Annotated in this window: 20 protein-coding genes; 6 read left to right on the top strand and 14 right to left on the bottom strand. The window is 55.8% G+C overall.

Going from position 1 to position 17658, the window contains the following annotated elements; all coding sequences use genetic code 11:
- Positions 1-100 precede the first annotated feature (100 nt).
- The 9 genes from LRM19_RS14280 to LRM19_RS14240 all read right to left on the bottom strand — a co-directional run bounded on the left by LRM19_RS14280 (position 101) and on the right by LRM19_RS14240 (position 9377).
- Entirely contained in the window at positions 101-1285 is a 1185-nt protein-coding gene (locus LRM19_RS14280; RefSeq protein WP_127732096.1) for an MFS transporter, read from the bottom strand.
- A gap of 184 nt (positions 1286-1469) precedes the next feature.
- Entirely contained in the window at positions 1470-2465 is a 996-nt protein-coding gene (gene proX, locus LRM19_RS14275) for a glycine betaine/L-proline ABC transporter substrate-binding protein ProX (protein WP_133295019.1), read from the bottom strand.
- 9 nt (positions 2466-2474) lie between these two features.
- Positions 2475-3539, bottom strand: coding sequence for a glycine betaine/L-proline ABC transporter permease ProW (proW, locus tag LRM19_RS14270; RefSeq protein WP_271369196.1), 1065 nt, complete (start codon positions 3537-3539; stop codon positions 2475-2477).
- Positions 3532-4734, bottom strand: coding sequence for a glycine betaine/L-proline ABC transporter ATP-binding protein ProV (proV, locus tag LRM19_RS14265; RefSeq protein ID WP_271369195.1), 1203 nt, complete (start codon positions 4732-4734; stop codon positions 3532-3534). Before proV ends, proW begins: the two co-directional genes overlap by 8 nt.
- Positions 4735-5065: 331 nt before the next feature.
- Positions 5066-6025, bottom strand: a complete 960-nt coding sequence (gene nrdF / locus LRM19_RS14260) for a class 1b ribonucleoside-diphosphate reductase subunit beta (protein ID WP_133295018.1) — start codon at positions 6023-6025, stop codon at positions 5066-5068.
- A 9-nt stretch (positions 6026-6034) separates the two neighbouring features.
- Positions 6035-8179: a class 1b ribonucleoside-diphosphate reductase subunit alpha gene (gene nrdE, locus LRM19_RS14255; protein WP_271369194.1), complete on the bottom strand. Its 2145-nt coding sequence runs from the start codon at positions 8177-8179 to the stop codon at positions 6035-6037.
- The gene (gene nrdI / locus LRM19_RS14250) at positions 8152-8562 is read right to left on the bottom strand and encodes a class Ib ribonucleoside-diphosphate reductase assembly flavoprotein NrdI (protein WP_133295016.1); all 411 of its coding nucleotides are present in this window, start codon (positions 8560-8562) and stop codon (positions 8152-8154) included. Before nrdI ends, nrdE begins: the two co-directional genes overlap by 28 nt.
- A complete protein-coding gene (nrdH, locus tag LRM19_RS14245; RefSeq protein ID WP_249576864.1) occupies positions 8559-8798 on the bottom strand; it encodes a glutaredoxin-like protein NrdH in 240 nt (79 codons plus the stop codon). The genes nrdI and nrdH overlap by 4 nt, the downstream gene beginning before the upstream one ends.
- A gap of 252 nt (positions 8799-9050) precedes the next feature.
- Positions 9051-9377, bottom strand: a complete 327-nt coding sequence (locus LRM19_RS14240) for a DUF883 domain-containing protein (protein ID WP_008502569.1) — start codon at positions 9375-9377, stop codon at positions 9051-9053.
- A 160-nt stretch (positions 9378-9537) separates the two neighbouring features.
- On the opposite strand from LRM19_RS14240, the gene LRM19_RS14235 reads away from it, so the two are divergent.
- Positions 9538-9882: a DUF2002 family protein gene (locus LRM19_RS14235; RefSeq protein ID WP_023308923.1), complete on the top strand. Its 345-nt coding sequence runs from the start codon at positions 9538-9540 to the stop codon at positions 9880-9882.
- A 32-nt stretch (positions 9883-9914) separates the two neighbouring features.
- Here the strand turns inward: LRM19_RS14235 and alaE are convergent, their stop codons facing one another.
- Positions 9915-10364, bottom strand: coding sequence for an L-alanine exporter AlaE (gene alaE / locus LRM19_RS14230; protein WP_115876121.1), 450 nt, complete (start codon positions 10362-10364; stop codon positions 9915-9917).
- 495 nt (positions 10365-10859) lie between these two features.
- Here alaE and stpA point away from each other — a divergent pair, with 495 nt between their 5' ends.
- On the top strand, positions 10860-11264 hold the full coding sequence (gene stpA, locus LRM19_RS14225; RefSeq protein ID WP_111965892.1) for a DNA-binding protein StpA: 405 nt from the start codon (positions 10860-10862) through the stop codon (positions 11262-11264).
- A gap of 38 nt (positions 11265-11302) precedes the next feature.
- Here stpA and LRM19_RS14220 read toward each other — a convergent pair whose 3' ends face one another.
- The 3 genes from LRM19_RS14220 to LRM19_RS14210 form a co-directional block, all read right to left on the bottom strand.
- Positions 11303-11482 carry a hypothetical protein gene (locus LRM19_RS14220; protein ID WP_133295013.1) on the bottom strand — a complete coding sequence of 60 codons (180 nt, stop codon included), beginning with the start codon at positions 11480-11482 and terminating at the stop codon, positions 11303-11305.
- Positions 11483-11561: 79 nt separating this feature from the next.
- Positions 11562-12083: a rhodanese family protein gene (locus tag LRM19_RS14215; protein ID WP_271369193.1), complete on the bottom strand. Its 522-nt coding sequence runs from the start codon at positions 12081-12083 to the stop codon at positions 11562-11564.
- A 9-nt stretch (positions 12084-12092) separates the two neighbouring features.
- Entirely contained in the window at positions 12093-12392 is a 300-nt protein-coding gene (locus tag LRM19_RS14210) for an ArsR/SmtB family transcription factor (RefSeq protein ID WP_111965890.1), read from the bottom strand.
- Positions 12393-12573: 181 nt separating this feature from the next.
- Here LRM19_RS14210 and LRM19_RS14205 point away from each other — a divergent pair, with 181 nt between their 5' ends.
- Entirely contained in the window at positions 12574-12732 is a 159-nt protein-coding gene (locus LRM19_RS14205; RefSeq protein ID WP_115876117.1) for a YqaE/Pmp3 family membrane protein, read from the top strand.
- Here LRM19_RS14205 and LRM19_RS14200 read toward each other — a convergent pair.
- On the bottom strand, positions 12729-13658 hold the full coding sequence (locus LRM19_RS14200; RefSeq protein WP_115876116.1) for a LysR substrate-binding domain-containing protein: 930 nt from the start codon (positions 13656-13658) through the stop codon (positions 12729-12731). The genes LRM19_RS14205 and LRM19_RS14200 overlap by 4 nt on opposite strands.
- 320 nt (positions 13659-13978) lie before the next feature.
- On the opposite strand from LRM19_RS14200, the gene LRM19_RS14195 reads away from it, so the two are divergent.
- The 3 genes from LRM19_RS14195 to LRM19_RS14185 all read left to right on the top strand — a co-directional run bounded on the left by LRM19_RS14195 (position 13979) and on the right by LRM19_RS14185 (position 17649).
- Positions 13979-14584: an ankyrin repeat domain-containing protein gene (locus tag LRM19_RS14195; protein ID WP_127732084.1), complete on the top strand. Its 606-nt coding sequence runs from the start codon at positions 13979-13981 to the stop codon at positions 14582-14584.
- 108 nt (positions 14585-14692) lie between these two features.
- The gene (gene fdrA, locus LRM19_RS14190; protein ID WP_271369192.1) at positions 14693-16234 is read left to right on the top strand and encodes an acyl-CoA synthetase FdrA; all 1542 of its coding nucleotides are present in this window, start codon (positions 14693-14695) and stop codon (positions 16232-16234) included.
- The gene (locus LRM19_RS14185; RefSeq protein ID WP_172621921.1) at positions 16234-17649 is read left to right on the top strand and encodes a DUF1116 domain-containing protein; all 1416 of its coding nucleotides are present in this window, start codon (positions 16234-16236) and stop codon (positions 17647-17649) included. Before fdrA ends, LRM19_RS14185 begins: the two co-directional genes overlap by 1 nt.
- The last annotated feature ends 9 nt before the right edge of the window (positions 17650-17658 follow it).

The following is a 17658-nucleotide window of genomic DNA, read 5'->3' as shown; positions in this document are numbered from 1 at the left end:
ATATGTCACCCACATTAAAATTTCTGGGATAAATGATTACGTTTACATTAACAGAGTGAAGGGCCTCTTAACACCCTAAGAGGCCAACTCAATGTAAATGTTAGTTAATTGCATCCTGACGGTGGTAACCGCGCCACCATACTAGCAGGTTGAGGGTAGCGACGATGGCCCCAATCGCACACACCCCCGACCAGCCCGCATGCTGCCACGCCGACGCTGAAATTAGCGAACCCGCAGCGCCGCCGATAAAGTAGCTGGTCATGTAGCCGGCCGTCAGGCGGTTACGCGCCTCTGGCTTCACGCGATAGATAACGGTCTGATTGGTAATGTGAACGCCCTGTACGGTGAGATCGAGTACCAGGATACCGACGATCAGCGCCAGCACCGAGATGTGTCCGTACCAGATCGCCGCCCAGGAGAGCAGAAGTAAAATCAGTCCTGCGGAGGTGGTCAGGTGGGATTTACCCTTGTCGGCCAGCCCGCCTGCGGGACGCGCGCCCAGTGCGCCTGCGGCGCCGGCCAGGCCGAACAGGCCAATCACCCCTTCGGAATAATTGAACGGCGGTGCGGCCAGCAGAAACGCCATCGACGTCCACAGAATGCTGAAGTTAGCGAAGGTGAAGCAGCCCAGCAGGGCGCGAGTGCGCAGAAGCTTATCCTGGGTGAACAGGCTGAAAACGGAGGCCAGCAGCTGCGGGTAGTTCAGGTGGTTTTCCTGCTTCACTTTTGGCAGCCCGCGCCACAGCGCCAGCGCCATAACGACCATCAGCACGCTCGCCACCCAGTATACGGTGCGCCAGCCGCCGAGGCTTGCCAGCAGCCCAGCAACGGTACGCGCCAGCAAAATCCCCAGCAGCAGGCCGCTCATGATGGTACCCACTACCTTGCCGCGTTTTTCCGGAGAGGCGAGAGTCGCGGCGAGCGGGACCAGAATTTGCGCCACCACGGAGAACAGTCCCGTTAGCGCGGTTCCGACGATCATCATCGTCAGCGACTGGCTGCTGGCGGTGATCAGCATCCCACCGGCGGCCAGCAGGGTCATGGAGACGATCAGCATTCGGCGTTCAAACATATCGCCCAGCGGCACCAGAAACAGCAGCCCGGCGGCATAGCCTAGCTGTGCTGCGGTGACGATAAAGCCTGCGGAGCTGGCGGAGAGATTGAACGCGCGGGCGATGGTGTCGAGAAGAGGCTGCGCGTAATAGTTGCTGGCGACGGCCAGACCCGTTGCCACGGACATTAAAAGGATGAGTGCGGGGCTAAGCCCTTGAGTTGTTTTTGTCATTAGTTTCAGGAATCGTTAGTTGAGTGATTATTTTTCCGGAAACCATAATAGCTAATGATTGTGAAAGTTGGGGGATTGTTGGGTGATGGATTGTGCGGTTTAGGGGGATAGTGCGGTTTGATCCCCTCACCCCGGCCCTCTCCCCAAAGGGGAGAGGGTTAGGGTGAGGGGTAGGGTTTTGTTTTTACTTCTGCGCCTCAAGCGCCTCTTTCACCCAGCCGTCAAACTGCTGCTGGTGGGCTTTGATCCAGCCGTCGACGTGGCCTTTGACATCTGCCTCAGACGATTTACCCGCGTGCATCATCGCGTTCTGGGCGTTGATGTCAGCCAGCGGCAGCTTCATTACCGAAAACAGCTTCGCCGCCGCCGGGTTTTTCTCCGCCCAGGCTTTGTTCGCCACGATATGCATGGTGTTCACCGGAAAGCCGTAGTTCATGCCGTTCGGCAGCCTGGTGTCGATATCTTTCTGCTCGCCCGGCAGGGAAGAGAACGGCACCTGCAGCCACACCACGTCTTTACCCGGCTTCAGCACGTCGCTCACCCAGTACGGCGTCCAGGTGTAGTAGATCACCGGTTTACCCTCTTTGAAGCGGGCAATGGTGTCGGCCATCATCGCTGAATAGTTGCCGTGGCTCACGTCGACCGTTTTCGCCAGATCGAAAGCTTTGTTCTGGTGGTTAATCACCGCTTCACAGCCCCAGCCAGGCGAGCAGCCCATCATGTCGGCCTTGCCGTCACCGTTGGTGTCAAACAGTTTGGCGATCTTCGGATCTTTCAGCTGTTCAATATTGGTGATGTGGTACTTATCGGCGGTTTTCTTGTCGATCAGATAACCCTGCGCCGCGCCCGTCACGAAGGTACCCTCGCGATAGAATTTCTTGTCGCCACCGGCGGCGGCATACATGTCGTCGTGCAGCGGCTGCCAGTTGACGGCGGTAAAGGTGGCGTCACCGGAGGCAATCGAGGTGTAGCCCACGTTGTAATCCACTTCGCTCGGCGTGTTAACCGTATAGCCCAGTTTTTCCAGCGCGCGGCTGACGATCAGGGTCTGGAAGCTCTCTTCCGAAATGGTGCTCTGCACCGGCTGCACGGTAATGCCTTTGCCCGGCAGGTCTGCCGCAAACGTGCTGGTGGAGACAAGGGTGGCAAACGCTGTGGCAAAAAGTACGTTATGTCGCATCGTTGTTCCTTATTTTATAAATGGGCGGGTGAGTAACCCGACAGGGCCGGTGGAATACCAGCGACGGTTGCCGCGACTGCGTGAATCGCGACCGACGGCCTGGGTCAGGCGGTCAAGAATAATGGCGAGGATCACAATCCCGACGCCGCCAACGGTAGCCAGCCCCATGTCGAGACGGCCAATGCCGCGCAGCACCATCTGACCCAGACCGCCAACGGCGATCATCGAGGCAATCACCACCATCGAAAGGGCCAGCATCAGCGTCTGGTTAACGCCCGCCATAATGGTTGGCATGGCCAGCGGGAGCTGAACCTTAAACAGCATCTGGCGCGGGCTGGCGCCGAACGAGCGTGACGCTTCGATCAGGTCCGCAGGCACCTGGTTGATCCCGAGAATGGTCAGACGAATAATCGGCGGCAGCGCGAAGATAATGGTGACCACCACGCCCGGCACGTTGCCGATGCCGAACAGCATCACAATCGGCACCAGATAGACGAATGCCGGGGTAGTCTGCATTGCATCCAGCAGCGGACGGATAATCTTCGCCGCCCGCGGGCTGCGCGCCAGCCAGATCCCCATCGGCAGGCCGATGACGATGCAGAAGAGCAGGGCAGTCAGCACCAGCGCCAGGGTGATCATCGCCTGCGACCAGGCCCCAATCGCGCCGATGGCAATCAGCGAAATCAGCGTGGCGATCCCCATCCCGGCGCTGCCAAACTGCCAGGCGATCAGGGAGAACAGAATAATCGCCACCGGCGCCGGCATGCCCAGCATCAGCTGCTGGAAGCCGTTCAGGATGTAATCCACCGGAATGCGGATCCCCTGGAAAACCGGGCGGAAGTGCGTCACCACCCAGTCGATCCCCTCCGTGACCCAGCTGTCCAGCGGGATCAGCGTTTTATGGAACGGATCCATGATGTTGAAATGCTCTGGCGCAGGCGCGGGTGCGCTATTGAGCCAGTCCGCCGCACCGCCACCGTCGGCGGGTGCTGGCGTGGAACCCCACGCGTCGGCGGATTGTGCAGCGTTGTCCGCCGCTTCAGCGGTGCCCCACGGGTTAGTTTGATCAGCCATTATTTGCCCCCTCGCGATCTAAAGCCTGCAGCAGCATCCGTTTGGAGATGATACCGACGTACTGTTGTTCCTCACCCACGACCGGTACGGCGCAAGGTGCCTGCCCCACGTGAGAGAGCAGCTCGCTGAGCGGCGTTTCGGCGTCCACGGCAAGCGGAGCGTCAATTAACGCCGCATCGATGCCCTGGTTTTCGCTGAGCGCGGTTTTCAGAGAATCGATGGAAACAACGCCGACAAATTTATTACCGCGTTCAACCAGATAACCGTATTCACGGTCTTCGTCCTGCAGCAGCTTAAGCGCCGAGCGTGGGCCGAAACCTGGGGTTTTACGAATAATGCCGTTTGGCGTTCGACGGGCAATATCTTTGGCGCTAAAGACCTGGCTAATATCCACGCCGCGGAAGAAGGTGCGTACATAATCATTCGCCGGATTATTGAGAATTTCATCCGGCGTGCCGACCTGCACCACTTCACCGTTTTGCATAATGGCAATACGGTCACCTATACGCATGGCTTCATCCAGATCGTGGGAAATAAACACAATGGTTCGCTGATGTTTAGCCTGTAATTTTACCAGTTCGTCCTGCATCTCGGTACGAATTAACGGATCGAGGGCGGAGAAGGCTTCATCCATTAATAATATGTCTGGATTAATGGCTAATGCACGGGCTAATCCCACGCGCTGGCGCATACCGCCGGAAAGTTCATCCGGGTACGCATGCGCATAATTTTCCAGCCCAACCTGACGCAGTGCATCCAGAGCTTTTTCCTGACGTTCCTGAGCCGGCGTGCCGGCTAATTCCATGCCGAAGGCGGTATTATCCAGTACCGTCATGTGCGGCATTAGCGCGAATGACTGAAACACCATTGCGATCTTCTTTCTGCGCACCTCGCGAAGCTCGGCATCTGATATTCTGGCGATATCCACGCCGTCAATCAGCACCTGTCCGCGGGTGGGTTCAATCAGGCGATTGAGAAGGCGAACCATAGTGGATTTACCCGAACCGGATAATCCCATGATGACAAAAATCTCGCCTTCTTCAATGGCCAGACTGGCGTCTTTAACGCCAAGCGATAGCTCGGTTTTTTCCAGAATTTGCTCTTTCGTAAGGCCTTTCTCAATATATTTGAATGCGCGCTGCGGATGCTCGCCAAATACTTTATAAAGATTTTTCACTTCTAATTTAATTGCCATGCAATAGAGAGTGTCCTGTTATTTGTTTATGCCGATATGATTACCATGGTAAATTGTTAACGGGCATAACCCTAACATACTGAGAATCTGAGACAACCCTGGGTTTGCTTATGGCATGAATTTTCAGGGAAGCGAAACGGCTGAATTTCCCATGAGTAAAGGGCTGAGCGTGATCTGAATTTTTCTCATTTTTTTGCTGCTGCATCGGGAAATTTCGCCTGAATTGGAATGATTCAGGCGAATATGACGTGGAAATTACAGTGTAGTTGTTTTGTAAATATTAGAGAGGGAATTGTTGGGTTTATATTAAATTAACGAACGTTAGCGTTCATTAAAAATCCCAGTCTTCATCCTCGGTTTCCACCGCTTTGCCCATCACGTACGATGAGCCCGATCCCGAGAAGAAATCGTGGTTTTCGTCGGCATTGGGCGACAGCGCGGCCAGAATCGCCGGGTTCACCTCCGCCATCTCCGGCGGGAAAAGCGCCTCATAACCCAGGTTCATCAGCGCCTTGTTGGCGTTGTAGCAGAGGAAGGCCTTCACGTCTTCCTCCCAGCCGGTGCCGGCGTAGAGTTCCTCGGTATAGCTCAGCTCGTTGTCGTACAGATCCATCAGCAAATCGAGCGCAAAGCCTTTAAGCTCCTCGCGCTTTGCCTCGCTGACTTTCTCCAGCCCTTTCTGGTACTTATAGCCGATGTAATAGCCGTGTACCGCTTCATCCCGAATGATAAGCCGAATCAAATCGGCGGTGTTGGTGAGCTTGCCCCGGCTCGACCAGTACATGGGCAGCCAGAAGCCGGAATAGAAGAGGAACGATTCCAGGAATACGCTGGCGATTTTCTTTTTCAGCGGCTCGTCGGCCCGATAATACGTCAGTACCAGCTCCGCCTTTCTCTGTAATGACTCACTCTCTTCACTCCAGGTATAGGCTGCGTCCACGTCTTTGGTCTGGCACAGCGTGGAGAAAATCGAGCTGTAAGAGCGGGCGTGCACCGCCTCCATAAAGCTGATGTTCGACATCACCGCCTCTTCGTGCGGCGTCAGCGCGTCGCTCATCAGAGCCGGTGCGCCGACGGTATTCTGAATGGTGTCCAGCAGCGTCAGGCCGGTAAAGACGCGGATCGTCAGCTGCTGTTCGGCGTAGCTCAGGGTTTGCCAGGCCGGAATATCGTTGGAGAGCGGGACCTTTTCCGGCAGCCAGAAGTTGCTGGTCAGACGGTTCCAGACCTCCAGATCTTTATCGTCCTGGATTTTGTTCCAGTTAACGGCACTCACGCGTGACAGTTTCATCCTTTCTCCTTACAGCGCGCAGGACACGCAGCCTTCAATTTCGGTGCCTTCCAGCGCAAGCTGGCGCAGGCGAATGTAGTAAAGCGTCTTGATACCTTTCTTCCAGGCGTAGATCTGCGCCCTGTTGATATCCCGCGTGGTGGCGGTATCCGGGAAGAACAGCGTCAGCGAGAGCCCCTGATCCACGTGTTTTGTCGCCTCCGCGTAGGTATCGATGATTTTTTCCGGGCCGATCTCATACGCGTCCTGATAGAGCGCCAGGTTCTCATTGGTCATAAACGGGGCAGGGTAGTAAACGCGCCCGGTTTTGCCTTCTTTGCGAATCTCGATTTTCGACACGATCGGGTGAATGCTCGACGTGGCGTGATTGATATAGGAGATCGAACCGGTTGGCGGCACCGCCTGCAGGTTCTGGTTGTAGATGCCGTAGCGCATCACGTCATTCCGCAATTGCTGCCACATTTCGCGCGTCGGCAACTCGATTCCGGAGAGAGCAAACAGTTCGCGCACTTTTTCGGTTTTCGGCTGCCAGTCGCCTTCCAGATACTGGCTGAAATATTCCCCGCTGGCGTAGCGGGACTGCTCAAAGCCCGCGAACCGCTGGTTGCGCTCGCGCGCCAGCATCATCGAGGTGTGCAGCGCGTGCCAGGTGATGGTGTAAAAATAGAGGTTGGTGAAGTCCAGCCCATCCGGACTGCCATAGGCGATGCCCTCCCGCGCCAGGTAGCCGTGCAGGTTCATCTGCCCCAGCCCGATGGCGTGCGATGCGGCGTTGCCCGCCTCGATGGACGGCACGCTGCGGATGTGGCTCATGTCCGACACCGCCGTCAGCCCGCGAATGGCGGTCTCCACCGTGCGGCCAAAGTCGGGAGAATCCATGGTGTGGGCGATATTCAGCGAGCCGAGGTTGCAGGAGATATCTTTGCCGATGTCAGCATAGTCGAGGTTTTCGTCGTAGGCCGATGCGCTGTTGACCTGCAAGATCTCCGAGCACAGGTTGCTCATGTTGATGCGCCCGGCAATCGGGTTCGCGCGGTTCACCGTATCTTCATACATAATGTACGGATAGCCGGACTCAAACTGGATCTCCGCAAGCGTCTGGAAGAAATCGCGGGCGTTGATATATTTTTTGCGAATGCGCTCGTCGGCTACCAGCTCGTCATACAGCTCGCTTATCGCCACGTCACCAAACGCTTTGCCGTAAATACGCTCAACGTCATACGGCGAGAAGAGCGCCATCCCGGCATTCTCTTTGGCCAGTTTAAAGGTGATATCCGGGATCACCACGCCCAGCGACAGGGTTTTGATGCGGATTTTTTCGTCGGCGTTTTCGCGTTTGGTATCGAGAAAACGCAGAATGTCCGGATGATGCGCGTGCAGGTAAACCGCTCCCGCACCCTGGCGCGCGCCAAGCTGGTTAGCATAAGAGAACGCATCCTCCAGCATCTTCATCACCGGGATCACGCCGGAAGACTGGTTTTCGATGCGCTTGATCGGCGCGCCCGCTTCACGCAGGTTAGAAAGCAGAAACGCCACGCCACCGCCGCGTTTGGAAAGCTGCAGCGCCGAGTTCACCGCGCGGCCAATCGACTCCATGTTATCTTCGATACGCAGCAGGAAGCAGGAAACCAACTCGCCGCGCTGGGCTTTACCGCAGTTGAGGAAGGTCGGCGTGGCTGGCTGGAAGCGGCCGGAGAGGATCTCGTCGGTGAGCTGTTGCGCCAGCGCTTCATCGCCCTGCGCCAGGGTCAGTGCGACCATCACCACGCGATCTTCAAAGCTCTCTAAGTAGCGTTTGCCGTCGAAAGTCTTCAGCGTATAGCTGGTGTAGTACTTCCACGCGCCGAGGAAAGTCTGGAAACGAAAACCGCTGGCGTGGGCGCGTTCAAACAGCTTCACCACAAAGGCACGGTCGTAGCGGGTGAGTACGCGCGCGTCGTAGTAACCCTCGTTAACCAGATGGTCAAGACGTTCATCCTGGCTGGCAAAGGTCACGCTGTTGGGCCGCACGTGGGCGGCAAAAAAGGCGTCCACCGCCTCACGGTCTTTATCAAACTGAATGCGTCCCTCCCGGTCATAGAGGTTAAGCATCGCGTTTAATGCGTGGTAATCCGGCGTCGCCTGCATTACCCGTTCTGCGGTTGTCGTTGCCAAAATTCGTTCACTCCTTTACGCACGTTTTCGACGTCCTGCTGCGTCCCCATCAGCTCAAAGCGATAGAGATACGGCACGCCGCATTTTTGAGAGATGACATCCCCGGCGCGGCAAAAGGCATCGCCGAAATTGCGATTCCCCGCCGCGATCACGCCGCGGATTAGCCCGCGATTATGAGGATCGTTCAGAAAGCGGATCACCTGACGAGGTACCGCGCCCGCCGTACCGCCTCCGCCATAGCTGGGCACCACCAGAATGTACGGTTCCTCTACCCGGATCCGCTCCCGCTCGTTGAGAGGAATGCGCACCGCAGGCAGCCCGACGCGCTCAATAAAACGGAGCGTGTTTTCCGAGCTGCTGGAGAAGAAAACCAGTCTGCTCATGCCCGTGCGGCCTGCGAGGCGAGGCGGTTGATCATGTCCGGGCGAAAGCCTGACCAGCTGGTCTCCCCGGCTACCACCACCGGAAGCTGACGGAAACCCTGCGCGCGAAGGGTATCTGCGGCCTCGGGCTGCTGGTCAATATTCACCATCTCAAACGCCACGCCGCGGCTTTCCATCGCCCGTTTGGTCGCGTGGCACTGAACACAATTGTTACGAGTGTAAATAATAATGCTCATGATTCGTATTTCCATTTAAAATGAGAGAACGGCGCGAATCATCGCGTCAGGTTGTGTGTGTCTTGCTAAAGGGAATACTAGATGTAGTTGTCTTAAGTTTCAACCATACAAGATATGGGAAATTTAGATTGATGATGTGCCGATGATGAGCCCAGCGGGGCAGGGCAGGCTATACGGGTTTTACAGGCGAGAAGATAAAGAAAAGCCCCGGCAGCTACTGACCACCGGGGCAGATAACGGTGCGCGATCGGCTTATTTACGCAGGCTAAGCAGAGCGCCCACGAAGATACCGACTGCCGCTACCGTGCCGAGCGTACAGAGCGGTTTCTCGCGTACGAAGGTCGTTGCGCAGCTGACCGCATCGCAGGCAGCCTGTGTCGTACGCGTGCGGCCGTTTAAACGTGCGCGGGTTTCACGGAGCAGAGACTGAGCCTTACGCTTTGCGGCATCCGCTTCGTCCTTCGCGTCACTTCCCCAGGACTTCAGCACCTCTTCCAGCGTGTCCGCTAATTGGCTGACATCATTACGAATATCCTGAGCGTCGTCGTTAATATCGTTTCGGTTCGGTCTGTTAAACATGCGATCCTCCGTAATTTTGTGTTCCCGTTCAGTTTAGTTCAGAAATTTAATATCTGAAGCCCATCACGCGTTATCCGGCAGTTTATGGACTATTCTGAAAGCCCTGCTATTGCTGAATACTGTAAGGTTGCCGGGCAGGAAAAGATAACGAGGAAAAGATATGTATTTACGACCTGACGAGGTGGCACGCGTTCTTGAAAAAGAGGGATTCACCATGGATGAGGTGACGCCAAAAGCGTATGGATATCGCCGCGGCGAGAATTATGTTTATGTTAACCGCGAAGCAAGAATGGGACGTACCGCTCTCATTATTCACCCGACGCTGAAAGACAGAAGCCTGTCATTTGCTGAGCCTGCCTCGGATATTAAAACCTGCGATCATTATCAGCAATTTCCGCTCTATTTAGGCGGTGAACGGCATGAGCATTATGGTATTCCGCACGGTTTCAGTTCACGTATGGCGCTGGAGCGATTTTTGAAGGGACTGTTTGGCGACGTACAGTAAATCCGCGACTGGCGTGCGCCAGTCGCTTCACATCACGCTTTTGCCTGGCTGTACTGGCTGACCTTAAACAGGCGGCGGCAGTAGTCGAGGAAATAGCCGTAAACGGCTCCCATCAGCATCGAAATGACAATATTCGAACTCACTGCCGCAGCGATCTGGTGCCAGTCTGCACCGACTGTCAGGAGAATGGCCACGTAAACCGGCGACTGGAACGTTACATACGCCAGGACGTCTGCCAGGTTTTTCACCCAGCCTGCAGGACTAATTCGACGCGCGAAACGCATTACCGCATCGCGGTATAATCCGTAAGGCCATGCAATAATAATATTGACCGGGATCGCCACCAGACGAGAAGAAAATGACTGCTCGAAGGACATTCCGGAGAGGAATATTTCGATCAGCATGTTCACGACGGAACAGTAAACAACCATCGCGAAGGTATCCGCCATCGCGTGGCGCAGGCGAGATTGCGGCGAGAACATGTCTGAACTCCTTGAGAAGAACACAAAAGAAACGATTTCCCTTCGGCGAATAGTGCTTTAGGTTGGTTTGTTTGACGTGTATAGCGTATATCTCTGAGTTTGAACTAACAACTAGTGATTAATTTTTATTTAATCGCCTTTTGTCCACAAAATTCTCTAAAGCTGTTCGTTTTTTGCTCCGATCGTTATAATCTCTCTCGCTTGGCTTTTTTTATATCAAAATCAAGATGTTGGTTTTATTGATGGCGCAGGCGACGAATCCGCCTCATGACAGCGGCGCAGTATGCTGTGATTTGGAGTAAAGTTGACCATTTATATTAATGCGGTGATTAGATTCCACTGTTTCCTGGCAGCCCCGTGCGCTATTATTCGCAATGAGATTTTAATATATTTACACTGATGTCCATACGGACCCTTGGGTAGATATTTCAACTCAAATGAATTATTCTGTCGGCGATTTATCTATTTACCCCAAAGAAAAGGTTTTCAAATAATATGTCTTTGACGTTACAGAATCTTAATAATATCCGAACCCTGCGCGCCATGGCGCGTGAATTATCCCTGGACGTTCTTGAGGAAATGCTGGAAAAGGTCAGGGTCGTTACTGAAGAGAAACGGAGTGAACTGACGGAATTAGAGCAGCAGCGCGCCGAGCAGCAGGAAAAAATTAATGCCCTGCTGGAACTGATGAAAGCCGATGGTATTTCACCGACCGATCTGCTGGGCTCTGAACTGGCGCTGGCGGGTAAGCAAACGAAAAAGCGTAAGCCGCGTGAAGCAAAATATCGCTTTATTGACCAGAACGGTGAAGAGAAAACGTGGACCGGTCAGGGCCGCACGCCGAAGCCTATCGCCAGCGCGCTGGAAAACGGTAAATCACTGGATGATTTTCTAATCTAATGCGTTGACCGGGCGGAACATGCCGCCCGGTTATCTGTTCAGCAGACGCCGAAATCACCTTCTTCGCTATACGGCGCCACATCGGCGGCTTTCAGCGTATATTTCTCACCTTGCTCATTGCTGGCCTGGACCGCCACAATGCTGTCACCGTTCACTTCGAGCACTTTCAGTTTCGGGCCGCCTTTACGCGGTTGCACATAATCACCGACAGAAAACATATTACCTCCTCATCGTTTTAGCGATCTTCACATTAGCCCACGCATGACGCCGGGTACAGCGTATTTCACCGATTACTGCTTATGAGGTACGACGGTTCCAGGGCATCACCTTAAGCAGCCGCGCCATGCCGCAAAAGCCCGTCACACCGGCAAACAGCAGCCCGGCACCTACAAAGCCGCTGAGCAGGAAAAAGCCGCTGGAGACGCTATAGCCCAGAACCACGCCACAGAGTATTAGCAGCCCGGCGGCAATTTGCACCTGACGCATCAGCGGCAGCGGCTGGGATTTGTCTTCGACAGTCGGCAGCCCGGCCTGCTTCCAGCCCTGAATGCCACCCTCGACCACAAATGCCTGAGCGGCAACGGCAGCCTGCGTCAGGCGATCGGCATTGCCTGAGGTACGGGCGCCGGACTGGCAGTGAAAAATCACCGTTTCGCCCGCCTGCGTTTTAAGTCCACCGGGTAAGGTAACCAGCGGCACGGACCGCGCGGCGGGAATATGCTCGCGGGCGTACTCATCGGCATCACGAATATCAATCAGTTTTGCGCCTTCAGCGATGCGGGCACTGGCCTCGCGCGGCGAAATAAGGGGAAGTGACATAGCGGCTCCTTACGGGCAATAAAGCTTTTTCAGGGTGCTGATGAGCTGATGCACCGCATCCTTTTTAATGAAATAGAGAATGCGCTGCGCGTCGCGGGTGCTGTCGATCAGACCTTCCTCACGCATGCGCGCCAGATGCTGCGACGTGGCGGAAGGACTAAGCCCCGTGGCTCGCGCCAGTTCTCCCGCGCTGGTGCCGGGCGCTCCGCACAGGGTGCAGAGGATCAGCAGCCTACGCGGGTTGCTCATCGCTTTTAAAAGTGTGGCGGCCTGCTCGGCGCTGGCCTGAAGCTGTTCGAGTTCAGTCATATTAGTTTAGTGTTTTCTTAATTAAGGTAATGCTAAACTAATCCGGTATATTAAACCAGCGTCACAAGCGTAAAAGAGGGTAAACGCGGGGCAGAAAACTGGCGCAGACAGGTAAGCTGGCTATGCTTACAAAGAGTTCTCTTTATTATTTTCAATGGATTAGCTTGCACGGAGTTTTGATATGGGTTTTTGGCGTATTGTTTTTACCATCCTGTTGCCGCCGCTGGGCGTGCTGTTAGGCAAAGGGTTTGGCTGGGCGTTTATTATCAACATTATTCTGACGCTGCTGGGCTACATCCCGGGTCTTATCCATGCCTTCTGGATTCAGAGTAAGAACTAAGCACGCCAGAGTAAGTCGCTGTAGATCCCGGTCAGCACGCCCTGGGGGCCAAACTGCTGTTTGATCCAGCGCGTGACCTGACCGGTTGCGGCATGCTGCGTGGCAAGCAGCATGCGCGAATCCTGACGCGGGTTATTGATACGCCGCGTCACCAGCAGGCCATCTTCAACCGCTTCCCGCGCCATATATTCCGGCAAAAAGCCTATCCCTTCGCCCAGGATCTGACACTGACACTTGGTGTTAAAGTCCGGCACCAGAATCGCCTCCTGCCCGTGCAGCAGCCAGCCGACCTTTTTGTTAATGGTGTGCGCGGTATCTTCCACCATGATGTTGGGATACAGGCGCAGCTGGCTTTCCGCGATCGGTTCCGGAACGAACGCCAGCGGGTGCTCCGGCGCGATGGCAAACACCCAACGAATGGCGCCGATTTCGGTGTAGTCAATTCCGCCGCCGTCGAGCAGCGTGTCCGGCGCGCCAATGGCGATATTGGCCTGGTTGTTGATGATAGAGTCCCACACGCCGTTATAGACCTCGGTGGTGACGGTGATCTGACAGGTGGGGAACTGCTTTTTCAGCACCTGCAGCAGCCGCGCGGTATGGCGCGGCGTATATAACAGCTGGTTGATACAGATGCGTACACGCGCCTCGATGCCCTGTGAAATGGTATCAATCCCGCGCTTGATGGCGTGAAAGTCGTTAAGCAGGTCGGTGGCTTTGCGGTAAAAGTAAAAGCCGGATTCGGTCAGCTCAATGCTGCGCGTGCTGCGGACGAACAGCACCACGTCCAGCCCGGTCTCCATGCGCTTAATGGTGTAACTGATGGCGGAGGTCGTTACACCCAGTTCGGCGGCGGCTTTGCTGAAGCTGCCGAAGCGTGCGGCGGTGGTAAAGGCCAGCAGGTTCTCCTCGGTAAAGATGGAATTCATATCTCACTCCCTTCAGCCATCAGTTTTGAACATATTTTAACAGCGTCGTTACAACGCATTTGAAGCCGATCACAGTTCTGGCTATTTCATCAATGCCGCGCCATACAAGGCTTTTCCAGACATAAGCATAATGCGTTTTGACGCGCTAAAAAGCGGTTAAACATAAGAAAAAGGTTGCACAGACGCACGTTTTGACCGGTTTATTGAATTTATCTCAACAATGAATTGTCTGTCGATGAATCATTTTTAAGCGGATTCTTTTATGACCAGGCTGTTGCTATTCTCAGGTCAACAGAAATAAAAACATCGGGAGTCTGAATATGTCTGCAACTGAACTGGTTACGGAATTTTTGCTGGCGGCAGAAGAGGGCAATAGCGATGCGCTAAAAGCCTGTCTGGAGAAGGGCGTGGATATTAACGCCACGAACCGCCAGAAAAGAACCGCCGTTATTATTGCCAGCCTGAAAAAACATTATGCCTGCGTGGAGTTCTTAATTGCCGCCGGGGCGGATATTGATAAACAGGATCAGACCTGCTTTAACCCTTTCCTGATTAGCTGCCTGACGAACGATTTAACTCTCCTGCGGCTGGTATTACCCGCGAACCCGGATCTCGACCGTCTGACGCGTTTTGGCGGTGTAGGCATTACGCCAGCCAGTGAAAAAGGGCACGTGGAGATCGTCCGCGAGCTGCTGGAAAAAACCGATATCAACGTTAACCACACCAATTTTGTCGGCTGGACGCCGCTGCTGGAAGCCATCGTACTCAACGACGGCGGCGCAAAGCAGCAGGAGATCGTGAAGCTGCTGCTCGAGCACGGCGCGAACCCGCATATGACCGACAAATACGGCAAAACCCCGCTCGAACTGGCGCGGGAGAAAGGCTTCACTGAGATTGCAGACCTGCTGCTAGCGGCGGGCGCGTAAGACGGTCGGTCAGCCCGTTCCGGCTGGCCGCTAATTAAATAAAGCATTTTTACCGACGTGCATTTTGCACGACGGCGGCCCCCTTTTATCCGCGAACAGGTGCAAATAATGCCAACGAAAATCGTGATTAAAAAGAACACCTATTTTGACTCCGTATCATTAATGTCCGTTTCCACTAAAGCCAATAAATTGCCGGGCGTCGAACAGGCCTTTGTCGCCATGGCAACGGAAATGAATAAGGGCGTTTTAAAAAACCTCGGGCTTTTAACGCCGGAATTAAATGAGGCGAAAAACGGTGACCTGATGATCGTCATTAAAGGCGACGCGGCGAATGAAGAAACGCTGGCCGCTATTGAAGCGCTGTTCACGCGTAAAGAGAGCGCGGGCTCCCATGAAGCGCGCTACGCGACGATTGCCAGCGCCAAAACCCATCGCCCGGACAGTAACCTCGCGGTCATTTCCGTCAACGGTACCTTCGCCGCCCGCGAAGCGCGTCAGGCGCTGGAAAACGATCTCAACGTGATGCTGTTTTCCGATAACGTGTCGCTTGACGACGAGCTGGCGCTGAAGAAGCTCGCGCACCGGAAAGGGCTGCTGATGATGGGGCCGGACTGCGGCACCGCCATCATCAACGGCGCGGGACTGTGCTTCGCCAACGCGGTGCGTCGCGGACCGATTGGTATCGTCGGCGCATCCGGCACCGGCAGCCAGGAGCTGAGCGTGCGTATTCACGAATTCGGCGGCGGCGTGTCGCAGCTGATCGGCACCGGCGGACGCGATCTCAGCGAGAAGATCGGCGGCCTGATGATGCTTGACGCCATTGAAATGCTGGAAGCCGACGAGGGCACAGAGGTGATTGCGCTGATCTCCAAGCCGCCCGCGCCAGCGGTGGCGGAGAAAGTGCTGGCCCGCGCGCGCGCCTGTCGTAAGCCCGTGATCGCGTGCTTCCTCGGTCGCAATGAACCGCCCGCCGATGAGGACGGACTGCAGTTCGCGCGCGGCACCAAAGAGGCGGCGCTGAAGGCCGTCCTGCTCACCGGCATCAAAAAAGAGTCCCTCGATCTGCACCCGCTCAACTGGCCATTAATTGAAGAGGTGCGCGCTCGCCTGACCCCGCAGCAGAAGTACATTCGCGGCCTGTTCTGCGGCGGCACCCTGTGCGACGAGGCGATGTTTGCCGCGCTTGCGAAATTCGACGACGTTTACAGCAACATCCAGCCGGATCCGGCTAAGCGCCTGAGCGACATCAGCGTCAGTAAAGCCCACACTTTCCTCGATTTTGGCGATGACGATTTCACCAACGGCAAGCCGCACCCGATGATTGACCCGACCAACCGCATCAGCCGCCTGCTGCAGGAGGCTCGCGACCCGGAAGTCGGGGTGATTGTGATGGACTTTGTGCTCGGCTTCGGCGCCCACGAGGATCCGGTCGGCGTGATGATCGACGCCATTAAAGAAGCACAGGCGATCGCGAAGGCCGATAACCGTCCGCTGGAGATCCTCGGCTACGTGCTCGGCACCGACCAGGATCCGCAGTCGCTGGCGCAGCAGTGTCAGCTGCTGACCGACGCCGGCGTCATCTGGGCCAGCAGCAGCACCAATACCGGATTACTGGCACGCGAATTTGTCTGCAAAGGGGAGAACGCATAATGACCACCTTATTTAACCAGCCGCTGAGCGTCATTAACGTGGGTCTCGCGATGTTCAGCGACGATCTTAAAAAGCAGCACGTTCCCGTGACCCAGCTCGACTGGACGCCGCCGGGGCAGGGCAATATGCAGGTCGTTGAAGCGCTCGACCAGCTGGCGGAAAAACCGCTGGCGGAGAAAATCGCCGCCGCCAACCAAATCGCCCTTGAGCGCATTATTCAGTCTCATCCGGTACTGGTGGGCTATGACCAGGCGATTAACGTTGTGCCGGGGATGACCCGCACCACCATTCTGCACGCCGGTCCGCCTGTCTCCTGGGAAAACATGTGCGGCGCGATGAAGGGCGCGGTCACCGGGGCGCTGGTGTTTGAAGGGCTGGCGAAAGATCTGGACGACGCGGCGCGACTTGCCGCCTCCGGGAAGATCGCCTTCTCGCCGTGCCACGAGCACGACTGCGTGGGCTCCATGGCGGGCGTCACCTCCGCGTCGATGTTTATGCACATCGTTGAAAACAAAACCTACGGCAACCGCGCGTTCACCAACCTTAGCGAGCAGATGGCGAAGATCCTGCGCATGGGGGCCAACGACCAGAGCGTCATTGACCGACTGAACTGGATGCGCGACGTGCTCGGCCCGATGCTGCGCGACGCGATGAAGATTATCGGCGAAATCGACCTGCGCCTGATGCTGGCCCAGGCGCTGCACATGGGCGACGAGTGCCACAACCGCAATAACGCGGGCACCACGCTGCTGATCCAGGCGCTGACGCCGGGGCTAATTCAGGCGGGCTATCCGGTGGAGCAGCAGCGCGAGGTGTTCGAGTTTGTTGCCAGCAGCGACTACTTCTCCGGCCCGACGTGGATGGCGATGTGTAAAGCCGCGCTGGACGCCGCCCACGGCATTGAATACAGCACCGTGGTTACCACCATGGCGCGCAACGGCTACGAATTCGGCCTGCGCGTTTCGGGGCTTCCGGGGCAGTGGTTCACCGGCCCGGCGCAGCAGGTGATCGGCCCGATGTTCGCGGGCTATAAGCCGGAAGATTCCGGGCTGGATATCGGCGACAGCGCGATCACCGAAACCTACGGCATCGGCGGCTTTGCGATGGCGACGGCCCCGGCGATTGTCGCCCTGGTGGGCGGGACGGTGGAGGAAGCCATCGACTTCTCCCGCCAGATGCGCGAAATCACCCTCGGCGAAAATCCGAACGTCACCATTCCACTGCTCTCGTTTATGGGCATTCCGACCGCCATAGACATCACGAAGGTCGCTGGCAGCGGCATTCTGCCGGTCATCAATACCGCCATTGCGCACAAAGACGCGGGCATCGGCATGATTGGGGCGGGCATCGTTCACCCGCCGTTTAGCTGTTTTGAAAAGGCGCTGTTGACCTTCCGCGATCGCTACTTTTTATAAGGCATGCAT

Origin of the sequence: Enterobacter sp. PI-10, assembly GCF_027947695.1 — a bacterium.
Lineage (GTDB): Bacteria > Pseudomonadota > Gammaproteobacteria > Enterobacterales > Enterobacteriaceae > Enterobacter > Enterobacter vonholyi.
The sequence above is the reverse complement of the archived record's forward strand: the minus strand, read 5'-3'. Positions and strand labels throughout refer to the sequence as shown.